We start from the raw sequence: 11,480 nt of genomic DNA, 5'->3' as shown, positions 1-11,480 counted from the left end.
GCGGCACCGCCGGGGCCACCCGGTGCGGTACCGAACTGTCCTGGTTGGACGGTCCGAACGGCCGGGTGCGGGTCAACCGCGCGCAGGACGGGTGGCTCAGCGTCAACTCGTTGCGACAGCAGGAGATTCGCTCCGTGCTCAACAACTTGGCCATGATCGCCAGAAAGGTACACGATGGATACTGAACAGTGGCTCGCCCAGTACGAGAAGCGGATCACCGACGTCGCGACGCGTGCCAAGGAGGCCGGCGCACGCCTGCGGGAGGTCGGCGGCACGGCGACCTCGCCTCGCGGCGAGGTCGAGGTGAAGGTCGACGCCGCCGGCGGTCTCGAGGACCTCACTCTCACGCCCGCGGCCCGCACGCTCGAGGCCGACGAGCTGGCCCAGCTCATCCTCGACACCACGCGGCAGGCGCGGCGCGCGGTCAGCGCCCGGATCGCCGGCATCTCGACCAGCTACTTCGGTGAGGGCCCCGCGCTCGAGGTGATCAAGCAGCACCTGCCCGGCGGGGTGCGGGTCGCCGGCAACCCCGATGACGACGACTACTTCGCCAACCCACCGGAGATCACCCGATGACACAGTTCGACGTCGACCCCGACCAGCTCTACGGGCACGCCGGCAGCGTCGGCGACGTCGCCGATCAGCTGTCCGCCATCGGCGGGCAGCTGCCGAGCGGCCTCACCGACCTCGCCCTCGGCCTGTTCACCCAGTTCCTCTCGACCGGCCTGCAGGGTGCCATGACGAAGGTCGCGAACACGATCACGGACGCGTCGACCTCGGTGGCCGAGGTGAGCACCGGCATCACCCGCACCGCCGCCGGCTACCAAGCCGTCGACGACGACAACGCCGCCAAGCTGAACTCGGAGTACTCCTGATGACCGACACGAACACCGCTGCGCTGGTCGTCGACCTGCAGGCGACGGACGAGGCCGTGCGCGGCAACGGTTGGGTGTCGCCCGGGCTCGGCGTGCCGGGCGCACCGCTGGGCCTGTTGGGCTCGACGCTCAACCCGCTGTCCGGGCTCGCCGCCGCCGGCCTCGGTTGGTTCATGCCCATGGTGTCGTTCCTCGGCGACGGGCTCACCCAGCTGCAGGGCGGCAACGAGGCCTCGGTCAGCTCGGGGGCGCAGAGCTTCGGCACCGCCGGGCAGGACATCGCCGGCGTGGCCGACTCCTACCGGGCGTCGACGAGCGCGCAGACCTCCGAGTGGTCCGGCGCGGCCGCGGCGGAGTACCGGGACGCCGGCGCGGCGCACGCGGACGGCGTCGCCGGCCTCGGTCAGGCGAGCAACACGGTCGGCAGCGCGATCATCGGCGCGGGCCAGGTGGTGGCGCAGGCCATCGCGGAGGTCACCGAGCTCATCGCCGAGGCGGTCGCGCAGATCGTGCCGATCATGACCCAGGCCGTGGCGCGGGCGGGGGAGACCTTCGGCCAGAGCGTCGTGGAGGCCATCCCGCCGTGCGTCGGGATCGCCGTCGAGTACGCGCTGCGGATCGCGGCGAAGCTGGCCGCGCTGGTGGCCAGTGGGGACAACCTGCTCAAGCTCGTGCAGGGCGGGATGGCCGTCATGGAGCTGATCCAGCAGGCGCTGTCGGGCATCAGCCAGCAGAGCATCAACGCGGACGCGCAGGCGGAGGCCGGCGGTGGTGCCGGTGCCGAGCAGCAGGCCGGCGGGACCTCGAGCGCCGCGACCGCGGCGAAGATCGAGGACACCAAGCCCGCGGCCGAGGCCGGCTCCGCGGCCTCGGCGGGGTCCGGCGGCGGGTCTCCGTCGGGTGGGTCGTCTCAGGCGAGTGGCGACTTCATGCCGGCCGGCGCGTCCGGGTCGGGTTCCGCGTCGGGTTCCGTGAACACCCCGCTCGACTACGGCACCCAGTCCGCCGCCGCGGTCTCGCCGCTCCCGGCGGCCGCCGGCACCACGATGCCGGAGGCGCCCCGGTCCCTGGGTGCCGGTGGCCTGTCGTCCGCCGCGATCCCCACCGGTGGCATGCCGATCGGTGCCTCCGCCGGCGGCGGTCCAGCACCCTCGCCCGGCGCCCGCGCCGGCGCCGGGCGAGGCACCGACACCGGACTCGGCCGCCTGGAGGGCAGGCCGCAGCCGACCCGCGCCCCTGGGGGTGGCGGTGGGCCGCTGGGCGGTGTTCCGCTGGGTGCCATGGGTGGCGGCCGGGCGGCCGGCGACGAGGACAAGGAGCACAAGCGGAAGTACCGGCTGGCCGACGAGCACGACGAGCAGGTCGTCGAGGTCGCGCCGCCGGTCATCACCAGCAGTGAGATCAGGGACTCGACATGACCCGGCCGGATTCCTCGCTGGACACCAAGGTCTCCTGGACGCGGCTGCTGGCCAACCCGCGGGCGATCACCTACGGCAGGAAGTCGATCGCGCTCGACGACGTGGAGTGGGTCAGCTACTGGGCGGCCCACACCGCCACGAAGCGGTTCCTGTACCCGACGACCCACAACAGCGACTACCACTTCGAGGTGGGCAGGTATCCGTACACCGGGCCGACGGTCGCCGTGCACGACTACGTCCCGGGCCGTCGGGACGTCGCGCCGGAGAGCTGGACGTTCCTGGTGAACCTCGCCCAGCGGTACCTGGAGCCGCGGCTGCTCGACGACCTCGTCGCCCGGGTGCGTGGCGGGGAGACCGTCACGGTCGGCGGCAGTGTGCGGGTGAGCCGGGACGGCATCGCGTGCGCCAAGCCGCGGCTGTCGCTGCCGTGGCGGTCGATCGGCAGTACGCAGCAGTACAACGGGATGGTCTGGGTCTACCAGTCGGGCGTCCAACAGCCGGTGCTGACCGTGCCGCTGAGCCACCCGAACGCGGGGTTGCTGCCGGCCCTGTTCGCCACGCTCACGTCGTGAGATCAGCTCTCGGTGGTTGCCAAGTCGGTCGGTAGGACCTGTTCGGTCAGCAGCCGGCGGGCGAGATCCGCGGAGTCCAGACGGGAGTCGAGCAGCCGCCAGCCGTGGTAGTAGGCGGAGAGGTACGGGCTGTCGAGCCCGCTCGTGGTGGGGTTCTCGACCAGTCCCCACCGCGACAGGTACTCGGCTACCTCGGTGTCCGAACGGCCTTCGTCGACGAGGAGTAAGGCGTTGTGTCGCACGCCGAACATGGCGTTGCGTGCGCGGTGGACGGCGGCGAAGTCGCTGCCGTCGGGCCGGATTCCCCGTGGGCCGAGGATGTTGTCGGCCAGCCATGCCTGTGCCTCGTCACCGGGGAAGACAAGGGCTTGGGCGTGTAGGGCGAGTCCCTCACTGAGCACGAACGGCGGTGCCGGCGCGAACCGCACCCGCTGCTCGACGCGGCCGCGGTCGGCCAGGTGGATCTCCTTGAGCACCATCTCGGCAATGTGCCCGGGGTGGCCTTCGTGCGCGACGACGTAGAGCAGGTCGGCCAGGTTGAACGGGCGGTCGCCGTTCAGCAGGATCGTCGAGTCCAGGCCACCGTGGTGGGCGCCGACCCCGACGTAGCCGACGCCGGCAACCAGCTCGCAACCGGTTCGTTCGCCGTCGGGAAGGGGCACGATTCGCTGGTGCGTGCGCGCCCGGCACTCCGCGACCGCCAACGCCACCAGGTCTGGGAGCTGGTCGAGCCGCTCGCGCGGCAGCGAGTGTGCGGTGCGCCAGTCGTGCAGCCGCGTCGCCAGTGAACCGGCGGTTCTCGGCAAGGCCCGGTCCAGCTCGTCGTGCGCCTGCTCGAACACCGTCTCCGGCACCATGCCGACCTCGATGCCGAGACACTCACGAACCAGGTCCGGCATGGCCAGGCGGGCACCGGCCTCCTGGCGGGCCAGCGCGCGAAGCGCCCGCACGTGTGCGGCGAGGTAACCGCGGCGCGGCTCGTCGAACGGGAGGTCCGTGGCCAGTTCGTCGGCGTCGTCCACCAGTCGGCCGGCCGGCCGGGGTTCCTCCTCGGCGACCCGCGCGCGCCATTCGTCCGGCCCGAAGTAGTCCACCTCCCAGCCCCGCCCGGTACCGGCCAGCCGGCGATCCAGCCGCAGGATCAGGACCGCGTAGGCGCGCAACCACTCCTGCTCCGTCATTCGCTAGGCGCCGGTGACCCAGTCGCGGCGCAGGATCGCGTAGCCGACGGAGTCGTAGACGCGGTCCTGCGCCGGCCAGGCTTCGCGGTAGTGGGCTTCCTGGACGTAGCCGGTCTTGTCGAAGACGCGGCGCATCGCGTGGTTGTCCTCGCGGGTGGTGCCTTCGATCCGGTTGGTCGCGTAGTTCGTGAAGATGTGCGTGGTCAGCCAGCGAACGGCGGCCTCCCCGACGCCACGACCACGCGCGCCGGCGGTGACGCGGAGGTCGAAGAGCGGGGAACCGCCGTCGTCGATGTCCTCGAGGTCCAGCAGTCGGACGAGGCCGAGCTTGGCGCCGTTCTCGGTGATCCAGTAGGTCTCGTCGCTGAGCCGAACCTCGCTCGGGTTCGGCTTCGGGTTCAGGTGGAAGGGCCAGTCCTCGGCAGTCAGGAATCCCACGAGCTCGTCAAGATCCGTAACCGGCGAGAACTCCATGGGCGCGGACGCTAGCAGCCGCGTTCCGGCATGATCCACGCAAATTCGAGGCGAGCCGCGGCGTCAGTTGCCGTTCGGACGCTTGCCGTGGTTCGCGCCCTTCTTGCGGCGAGTGGCTCGCTTGCTCGTCTTCTTGGACATCGTCGTCCTCCTTCCGGCTCGGTCTGCGACGAGCGTACGCGCCCGCGGCGCAACCTCCGCGAAGTGTTTCGCGTCCTCTCGTGCAACGGCCGGCCGGCTATTGGCGTCGAACCGCCGTCGACAGCCGACCGGGGAGGGGATTTCGAGTGCGGCGAGTTCGTCAGCTCTTCGGCAGACGGTGGGTGAAGATCAGCCTGGGTGCGTTGCTCGCGCTCGTGTTGCTGTTCGGCGCCGGGCCGTACCTGTGGATCCGGTTCGCGACGTCGGGGAAGGTCCACGCGGTGGCCGATGCGCCGGCCGCTCCGGTGGGGATCGTGTTGGGTGCCGGGCTCAAAACGGACGGCTCGCCCAAGCCATACCTGCGGACCCGACTGGACGACACGCTGCGGCTGTACCAGGACGGCAAGATCCGCGCGATCCTCGTCTCGGGTGATCACGGTCAGGTCGAGTACGACGAGGTCGCCGCGATGGCGCGGTGGCTGGTCGACCGCGGCGTGCCGGTCGGCAAGGTGGTCGCCGACCACGCCGGCTTCGACACCTACGACTCCTGCGTGCGGGCGTACAAGATCTTCGGCGTCCGCAAGGCCCTGGTCGTCACGCAGGAGTTCCACGTGCGGCGCGCCGTGTTCCTGTGCCGAGAGGCCGGTATCGACGCGGCCGGCGTCGGATCGCCCGCCCCGGACGACGACACCCGCTACCAGGTGCGGGAAGTGCCCGCGGCGATCAAGGCGACGCTCGACGTGGTCGTCGACGCCAGCCCCACCTACCTCGGCAAGTACGAGACAGGCGTCGACGAGGCACTGAGCGCGCCGTAGATCTCCGTCCTACAGCGCGATGCCGCGGATTCCTTCGGCGTGCCACCACATCCCGGCCAGAGCGCCGCTCAGGAGCACGACACCGGTATCCATCGCGGCACGTACTGGACGACGGGCCGCGGCCACCGGGCCTCATCGTCGTGTTCCCAGGCGAAGTAGGCCTGCCGGTGCGCGGCCGTCCTCAGTCCTCCATAAGCTCCGGGTCGGGTGCGTCGAGGAAGGTCGTGACCGCGTCGAGCACCATCGCGGTGCGGGCGAGCCCGAAGAAGTGCATGGTGCCCGGGAACACGGCCAGCTGCGAGGCCGGCTGGCCGTCGACGTGGCCGTCGACGTCGCCCCCGCGCAGCCGCAGGAACCGCACGGCGTGCTCGAGCTTCACGGCGTCGCAGTCGCCGAGCGTGATCAGCGTGGGCGCGGCGATCCCGCGGATGTCGTCGTCGGACCAGCCGCCGGTGCCCTTGTCGTAGCCGCCGAGCTTGGTGAGCAGGGTCTGCAGGTGCTCCTTGTCCGGGTGCGGCGACTTGGCCAGGTACTGCTCCTCCATCGGCGTGCCGGCGATCATGTCGACCGTCATCTCGCTGATCGCCTCGCTGTTGTCGCCGCGGTCGCCGTCGGGGTGGAAGGAGACCGACGAGACCACGAGCTTGTGGACCAGCTCGGGATGCCGGACGGCCAGGTGCAGGGCCACCGCGCCACCCACGCTGAACCCGAACACGTCGGCCTTCTCGACCCCGAGGTGGGCCAGCAGACCGACCACATCGGAGGCGAGGTCGGCGGTGCCCAGCGGCCGGTCGATGTCGTTGGTGCGCCCGTGCCCCTGGAAGTCGGCGGCGATGACCTGCCGGCCCTCGGCCAGGTCCGGAAGCAGCGCCCCGAACTGCTGGTCGATGTCGAAGAGCCCGCCGTGCAGCAACAGCAGCGGCGTGCCGCCGGAGCCGTGGATCTCGTAGTACATCCGCAGGCCGTTCACCTCGGCGTACCCGGTCTGCGGTGCCGTCTTCTCGTTCATCCGGTTCCCCCATCGTCGTCTTGGTCGGCGGGAAGCCGAGCCCGGACGACGATCTCACCGACTCGAAGGTTTGACCAGTACCGCCGCGGCTCGCGATCTCCGTGTAGCCACCCGCCGGGACGACGCGCATAGTGCGTGCGTCGGGAAACGGCGATGTGAGGTGCGTGATGGTCGATGTCGTTGTGGTCGGGGCCGGGTTCGCCGGACTGAGCGCGGCGCGGTCACTGGCGGACGCCGGTCGCGACGTGGTGGTCCTCGAGGCCCGGGAGCGGGTGGGCGGGCGCGTGCAGAACGCCGCCGTCCCGGGCGGTGAGGCGATCGTCGAGGTCGGCGGCCAGTGGGTCGGTCCGGGGCAGGACCGGATGCTCGGTCTGCTGGACGAGCTCGGGATCGACACCTACCCGACCCGTGACGAGGGTGTGCATGTCGCCGAGTTCGGCGGGCGGGCGGTGCGGTACGAGGGTCGTGTCCCGCGGCTGAATCCCGTCGTGCTCGCCGACATCGGCCAGGCGCAGCTGCGCCTGGACCGTGCCGCACGGCAGGTCCCGCTGGACGCGCCGTGGCGTGCGCGGCACGCGGGGGCACTCGACGGGCAGACGTTCGGCACGTGGCTGCGCCGGCATGTGTACAGCGGCACGGGCATGGCGTTCTACCGACTCATCACCGAGGCGGTCTGGTGCGCGGGCCCGGACGACATGTCGGCGCTGTGGGCGTTGTTCTACATCCATGCCGGCGGCGGCGTGGAGTCGCTGATCAACACCACCGGGGGCGCGCAGCAGGACCGGATCGTCGGCGGCGCGCAGGGCGTCGCGGAGAAGTTGGCGGCCGGGCTCGGCGACCGGGTCGTCCTCGGCGAGCCGGTCACCCGGATCCGTTGGAGCGACTCGGATGTCCGGGTCCGCGCCGGCCTGCGGGAGTTCCACGCGCGGCACGCGATCGTCGCGGTGCCGCCTCCGCTGGCCGCGCGCATCCGGTTCGAACCCGGCTTGCCCGGCGAGCGGGACCAGCTGCTGCAGCGCATGCCGATGGGCTGGACCATCAAGGTGAACGCGGTCTACGACGAGCCCTTCTGGCGCGAGGCGGGCCTGTCCGGCCAGGCGAACGGCGACCGGCGAGCGCTCGGCACCGTGTTCGACGGCGGCCCGCCCGATGGTTCGCCGGCCGTGCTGGTCGGCTTCCTCGAGGCCGGCCACGCACAGGTCGCCGCCCGGCTCGAACCCAAGGAGCGTCGGGAGCTGGTGCTGGACGACCTGGCGGCCTACTTCGGTTCGAAGGCGCGGAATCCCGTCCACTACGTCGAGCAGGACTGGGCGGCGGAGGAGTACACACGCGGCTGCTACGGGGCGTTCGCCACCCCGATGACGCTGACCCGGTTCGGCCACGGCCTGCGCACACCGGTCGGCGCCCTGCACTGGGCCGGCACCGAGACGGCGACCCGCTGGGCCGGCTACATGGACGGCGCGGTGGAGTCCGGCCGCCGCGCCGCCGAGGAAATCCTCGAAGGCGACGCCCTCATGCCCTGACGAGCCTTTCGACCACGGCGACGACCCGTGCGGCGCCGTCCTCCTCGGCGATTCGGGCGGCCAGGCTCTCGGCGTTGGTTCGGTGTGCCGGGGCCGAGAGCGCGGCGTCGATCGCGGCGGCCAGTCGGCTGGCGGTGAGCTTGCGGCGGGACAGGGTCGCGGCGCTGACCCCGAGCTCACGTAGGCGTCGGGCCCAGAAGGGTTGGTCGCCGCCTGGTTCGGGGATCGCCACCGCGGGCAGACCGGCGCGCAGACCCGCTCCCGTCGTGCCGGCGCCGCACGCGTGGACGACCGCGGCGACCTTGCCGAACAGCCAGTCGTGGGGACACTCGCCGATGGTGAGAACCTCGTCGCCGGCCGCGTCGAGGCCTGCCCAGCCCGCCTGGATCACGCCCCGCAAACCCAGCATGCGCAGCGCCTCGAGGACGAGTTCGGACACCCGGGCGGACTCGTCCTTGGACATGAGGATGCTGCCGAAGCCGAGGAACACCGGCGGTGCACCGGCGTCGAGGAACGCCACGACGTCGCCGGGCGGCTGCCAGCCGATGGCACGCCGCGGCCACCAGTAGCCCACCACCTCCAGCCCTGGCCGCCAGTCCTCGGGGCGTGGGACCACGTCGGGGGAGAAGCCGTGCAGGATCGGGCTCTGGGCTTGCGTGCGCTGCTGTCGCATGGCCCGGGCGGACCTGGCCGGCAGACCCAGGTGTTCGCGGAAGCCGGCGATCGTGCCGCCGTACACCCGATCGAACATGGCGGTCGCGGCGCGGCCGGCGGCGCGGTTGAGGACCTGGCCGGCCGACCACGCACCGAGGATCGCCGGCGGGTGGGTCGCTGTGGTGGACAGGGGTTGCATGCGTACGCAGATGCTGGGGATGCCCCTGGCCTCGGCGAGCGGATGTCCGGCGAGCTCGGCGAACGGGGAGAGCAGCAAGGCGTCGGCCGGCAGGTCGTGCAGTGTGGCGAGCAGACTCTCGCCCGTGGCGCGCATGCCCTTGGGGGACACCGCCTTTCTCGCGAGCTTGAGCGGGTTCGCCTCGGCCAGGTCGGCGGCGTCGATGTCGAACTCGACATCGAACGAGCGAAACGTCAGGCCGCAGCCGGAGATCAGGTCGGCGTACTGCGTCGGCGCGGCCATCGTCACCTCGTGGCCGGCGTCCTGGAGCCGACAACCGATGTCGGTCAACGGAACCACGTCCCCGCGCGTGCCGAAGGCCGCGATCACGAGTCGTGCCATCATTTCCTCCTCGTCGCGGAATCGAAGATGGTCACCAGTTGCTCGCCGTAGCCGAGCACGTCGAAGTCGGGATCCTGCGACGTCTCGAGGACGGCGCCGTTGAGCGCACTGCGAATCGCCACGGCCACGCGTCGCGTGTCGAACGTCCGGAACTCGCCGTTCTCCTGGCCGTTCCGGAGAATCGTCTCGAGGTCCAATGTGGCCAGATCGCCGAGGAGCTCGGGATCGATCTCCAGCTGGTCCATCCGACCTCCGCTCGCGGTGCGGAAGCTCAGCCCGATGTCCAGCACGGCCATGTACTGCAGCCGGTGCGACTGGAGAAACGCCGCGTTGGCCGTGATGTAGGCGCGTAGCTTGCCCGTCGCCGACGTCTGGGCCTTGATGGCCGGCACGACCGCCGCGATGACGTTGTGGTAGCTCTCGATCACGATCGCGCGCACCAGTTCCTCCTTGTTCGTGAAGTGGTAGAGCACCACGCTCATCGCGACACCGACCCGCTCCGCGATCTTCCTGATCGAGGTCTGGGCGTAGCCGAGCTCTGCCACGACCTCGATCGCGCACTCGACGATCTGTGCCCGGCGCGCACGTTCGGTGAAGGTGCGCGCGCCGGCCCCTTCGTTCGATCGCATGACCTAAGTATAGATCAGTCGATCGAATTCGCGAGCGTGCGTCTGCGTCCGTGGAGCAGATGCATCGTGAAGGAGAGGAACCGTGCGGTTCGGGGTGCGGAAACACCACCCCGGACGGTGGCTGCCATTCCCCAGGTGCTCGAGGCCCGTTCAGGCCAGCGTGCGGCGTGCCGTGCCAGTGACTGATAGTAATGGCCAGATCATGCGTCTGGGACGAATCGGACAGCGGTTCGCCGATCCGCATGCGGTGTCGGTCCTGACGCCCTACGGTGCCTGAGGAGGGGAATCGTCGGGTCTCAATCGTTCAACGGACGACGGCGCGGTGAGCACCGCGCCGCCGATTGCCGTCCTAGGGGGTGCCAGATGGAAGAAACGACCGACCACCAGGCCTCGCTTCCGCCAGTGGTGTACGTGCCGTGTTCGGACGACATTCAGGCTGGTGAGCTGACCGTCGACCTCCGTCCGACCCGGGACGGCCGCGTCGCGCTGCTCGTCTACTCCGCGCTCGACCGGCTGGTGAGCTGCTGCGGGCCCAACCAGCCGTGGGTCGTCATGCCGACCGTCGACCTGGACAAGATCGCCGAGCGGGTGCGGTTCGACATGATCCTGCTCGACCTGGAGATCCCGGAGGAGCACCGCAGGAAGGTGGCGGCGGTCCGATGACTGACGGTTACAGCCTCAACGGCACTCTCGAGGGTCTCGCGAGCACCCTGCGCACCGCCGGCTCCAACCTCGGCGGCATCGGCGCCCCACCGCCCACTCCCGACGCGGGCGACCTCACCGGCGCCCTGGCGATGATGATGGTCGGTTTCACCGACAGCGCGGCCGAGGTCGTCCTCGGCGTGAGCGTCGCGGGTGACAACGTCGCAGCGGGCTCCGAGACGTACCTGAACATGGAGGACTCCGCCCAGCAGGGCCTGCCCACCGGCCAGTAGCGGCCCAGATCGGGGGAACTCATGCCCATCGACACCAAGATCGACGGTGATCCGGAGAGCATTCGCGGAGCCGCGCGCTGGATGCGCGGCACCCTGTCCACCGGCGTCCACGACTGCACCACCCAGATCTACGGCGCTCGCACCAACTCCGAGGCCGAGTGGACCGGCGAGGCGGGCGACCGGTTCCGCGCGAAGATGACCAGCGGCGGCGGCAAGGCCGACACCTTGTCCGCCGACACGGACCGGGCCGGCCAGTCGATGGAGGTCTTCGCCGACGACCTGCAGACCGCGCGCACCCGGATGGGTCGCGCCCGCGAGATCGCCGCGGGCGGCGGGCTGACGCTGACCGACACGCAGATCCTCGACCCCGGCCCGGCGCCGGCCGCCCCGGGCACGCTCGCGGCGGACGCGTCTCCGGAGGAGGCCACCGCGCACCGGTCCGCGGTGGACGCGCAGAACGCCCACGCACGTCAGGTCGTCGCCTACAACGAGGCGCAGACGGAGGCCGGCGCCGCGCGCTCGGTGCTCGACTTCGGCAAGCAGGTCGCCCAGAACATGTGGGCCGACCTGACCGGCAAGGCGGCGTTCCAGGCCGCGGACCTGGGCACCGGCGTCGCGGGCGCCCTCGCTGCGGCGAACGCGAGCGCCTTGCGCGGCCAGGCGCGGACGCTGGC

Annotated in this window: 15 protein-coding genes; 9 read left to right on the top strand and 6 right to left on the bottom strand. The window is 71.0% G+C overall.

Annotated elements, in window-relative coordinates:
* Positions 1-174: 174 nt before the first annotated feature.
* Genes ACRDSK_RS26645 through ACRDSK_RS26630 form a run of 4 tightly spaced genes read left to right on the top strand, consistent with a single transcriptional unit; the run spans position 175 to position 2,865 of the window.
* Complete coding sequence (locus ACRDSK_RS26645; RefSeq protein ID WP_431444043.1) at positions 175-576, top strand: YbaB/EbfC family nucleoid-associated protein; 402 nt, start codon at positions 175-177, stop codon at positions 574-576.
* Positions 573-875 (top strand): WXG100 family type VII secretion target, encoded by a 303-nt coding sequence (locus ACRDSK_RS26640; RefSeq protein WP_431444042.1) that lies wholly within the window; start codon positions 573-575, stop codon positions 873-875. Before ACRDSK_RS26645 ends, ACRDSK_RS26640 begins: the two co-directional genes overlap by 4 nt.
* On the top strand, positions 875-2,293 hold the full coding sequence (locus ACRDSK_RS26635) for a WXG100 family type VII secretion target (RefSeq protein ID WP_431444041.1): 1,419 nt from the start codon (positions 875-877) through the stop codon (positions 2,291-2,293). The genes ACRDSK_RS26640 and ACRDSK_RS26635 overlap by 1 nt, the downstream gene beginning before the upstream one ends.
* Positions 2,290-2,865 (top strand): hypothetical protein, encoded by a 576-nt coding sequence (locus ACRDSK_RS26630; RefSeq protein ID WP_431444039.1) that lies wholly within the window; start codon positions 2,290-2,292, stop codon positions 2,863-2,865. Before ACRDSK_RS26635 ends, ACRDSK_RS26630 begins: the two co-directional genes overlap by 4 nt.
* Positions 2,866-2,867: 2 nt before the next feature.
* Here the strand turns inward: ACRDSK_RS26630 and ACRDSK_RS26625 are convergent, their stop codons facing one another.
* The 3 genes from ACRDSK_RS26625 to ACRDSK_RS26615 all read right to left on the bottom strand — a co-directional run bounded on the left by ACRDSK_RS26625 (position 2,868) and on the right by ACRDSK_RS26615 (position 4,661).
* Positions 2,868-4,046 (bottom strand): hypothetical protein, encoded by a 1,179-nt coding sequence (locus tag ACRDSK_RS26625; protein ID WP_431444038.1) that lies wholly within the window; start codon positions 4,044-4,046, stop codon positions 2,868-2,870.
* Between the two features lie 3 nt (positions 4,047-4,049).
* Positions 4,050-4,484 (bottom strand): GNAT family N-acetyltransferase, encoded by a 435-nt coding sequence (locus ACRDSK_RS26620; protein ID WP_431444036.1) that lies wholly within the window; start codon positions 4,482-4,484, stop codon positions 4,050-4,052.
* Between the two features lie 99 nt (positions 4,485-4,583).
* Positions 4,584-4,661: a 50S ribosomal protein bL37 gene (locus ACRDSK_RS26615; RefSeq protein WP_414638440.1), complete on the bottom strand. Its 78-nt coding sequence runs from the start codon at positions 4,659-4,661 to the stop codon at positions 4,584-4,586.
* Positions 4,662-4,807: 146 nt separating this feature from the next.
* On the opposite strand from ACRDSK_RS26615, the gene ACRDSK_RS26610 reads away from it, so the two are divergent.
* Positions 4,808-5,476, top strand: a complete 669-nt coding sequence (locus ACRDSK_RS26610) for a SanA/YdcF family protein (protein WP_431444035.1) — start codon at positions 4,808-4,810, stop codon at positions 5,474-5,476.
* Positions 5,477-5,657: 181 nt separating this feature from the next.
* Here ACRDSK_RS26610 and ACRDSK_RS26605 read toward each other — a convergent pair whose 3' ends face one another.
* Positions 5,658-6,485 carry an alpha/beta fold hydrolase gene (locus ACRDSK_RS26605; RefSeq protein ID WP_431444034.1) on the bottom strand — a complete coding sequence of 276 codons (828 nt, stop codon included), beginning with the start codon at positions 6,483-6,485 and terminating at the stop codon, positions 5,658-5,660.
* 131 nt (positions 6,486-6,616) lie between these two features.
* Between ACRDSK_RS26605 and ACRDSK_RS26600 the strand changes: the two genes are divergently transcribed.
* Positions 6,617-8,008 carry a flavin monoamine oxidase family protein gene (locus ACRDSK_RS26600; RefSeq protein ID WP_431444033.1) on the top strand — a complete coding sequence of 464 codons (1,392 nt, stop codon included), beginning with the start codon at positions 6,617-6,619 and terminating at the stop codon, positions 8,006-8,008.
* On the opposite strand, the gene ACRDSK_RS26595 is transcribed toward ACRDSK_RS26600, so the two are convergent.
* Together ACRDSK_RS26595 and ACRDSK_RS26590 are read right to left on the bottom strand one after the other, a co-directional pair.
* Positions 7,998-9,242, bottom strand: coding sequence for a glycosyltransferase (locus ACRDSK_RS26595; RefSeq protein ID WP_431444032.1), 1,245 nt, complete (start codon positions 9,240-9,242; stop codon positions 7,998-8,000). The genes ACRDSK_RS26600 and ACRDSK_RS26595 overlap by 11 nt on opposite strands.
* Positions 9,242-9,871: a TetR/AcrR family transcriptional regulator gene (locus tag ACRDSK_RS26590; protein ID WP_431444031.1), complete on the bottom strand. Its 630-nt coding sequence runs from the start codon at positions 9,869-9,871 to the stop codon at positions 9,242-9,244. The genes ACRDSK_RS26595 and ACRDSK_RS26590 overlap by 1 nt, the downstream gene beginning before the upstream one ends.
* A gap of 363 nt (positions 9,872-10,234) precedes the next feature.
* Here ACRDSK_RS26590 and ACRDSK_RS26585 point away from each other — a divergent pair, with 363 nt between their 5' ends.
* From ACRDSK_RS26585 to ACRDSK_RS26575, 3 genes are all read left to right on the top strand, one after another.
* The gene (locus tag ACRDSK_RS26585) at positions 10,235-10,534 is read left to right on the top strand and encodes an SAV_915 family protein (RefSeq protein ID WP_431444029.1); all 300 of its coding nucleotides are present in this window, start codon (positions 10,235-10,237) and stop codon (positions 10,532-10,534) included.
* The gene (locus ACRDSK_RS26580) at positions 10,531-10,806 is read left to right on the top strand and encodes a hypothetical protein (RefSeq protein ID WP_431444028.1); all 276 of its coding nucleotides are present in this window, start codon (positions 10,531-10,533) and stop codon (positions 10,804-10,806) included. Before ACRDSK_RS26585 ends, ACRDSK_RS26580 begins: the two co-directional genes overlap by 4 nt.
* A gap of 21 nt (positions 10,807-10,827) precedes the next feature.
* The coding region (locus tag ACRDSK_RS26575) for a hypothetical protein (RefSeq protein ID WP_431444026.1) at positions 10,828-11,480 on the top strand (653 nt) is incomplete at its 3' end.

This window comes from Actinophytocola sp. (assembly GCF_050699915.1).
Taxonomy (GTDB): Bacteria; Actinomycetota; Actinomycetes; order Mycobacteriales; family Pseudonocardiaceae; genus Actinophytocola.
The sequence above is the reverse complement of the archived record's forward strand: the minus strand, read 5'-3'. Positions and strand labels throughout refer to the sequence as shown.

Bases quoted from the DNA above. Each gene is read 5' to 3' on its own strand.
- ACRDSK_RS26580 (WP_431444028.1), top strand. From the start codon at position 10,531: ATGACTGACGGTTACAGCCTCAACGGCACTCTCGAGGGTCTCGCGAGC.
- ACRDSK_RS26595 (WP_431444032.1), bottom strand. From the start codon at position 9,242: ATGGCACGACTCGTGATCGCGGCCTTCGGCACGCGCGGGGACGTGGTT.
- ACRDSK_RS26640 (WP_431444042.1), top strand. From the start codon at position 573: ATGACACAGTTCGACGTCGACCCCGACCAGCTCTACGGGCACGCCGGC.
- ACRDSK_RS26630 (WP_431444039.1), top strand. From the start codon at position 2,290: ATGACCCGGCCGGATTCCTCGCTGGACACCAAGGTCTCCTGGACGCGG.
- ACRDSK_RS26585 (WP_431444029.1), top strand. From the start codon at position 10,235: ATGGAAGAAACGACCGACCACCAGGCCTCGCTTCCGCCAGTGGTGTAC.
- ACRDSK_RS26625 (WP_431444038.1), bottom strand. From the start codon at position 4,046: ATGACGGAGCAGGAGTGGTTGCGCGCCTACGCGGTCCTGATCCTGCGG.
- ACRDSK_RS26645 (WP_431444043.1), top strand. From the start codon at position 175: ATGGATACTGAACAGTGGCTCGCCCAGTACGAGAAGCGGATCACCGAC.
- ACRDSK_RS26605 (WP_431444034.1), bottom strand. From the start codon at position 6,485: ATGAACGAGAAGACGGCACCGCAGACCGGGTACGCCGAGGTGAACGGC.
- ACRDSK_RS26590 (WP_431444031.1), bottom strand. From the start codon at position 9,871: ATGCGATCGAACGAAGGGGCCGGCGCGCGCACCTTCACCGAACGTGCG.
- ACRDSK_RS26615 (WP_414638440.1), bottom strand. From the start codon at position 4,661: ATGTCCAAGAAGACGAGCAAGCGAGCCACTCGCCGCAAGAAGGGCGCG.
- ACRDSK_RS26635 (WP_431444041.1), top strand. From the start codon at position 875: ATGACCGACACGAACACCGCTGCGCTGGTCGTCGACCTGCAGGCGACG.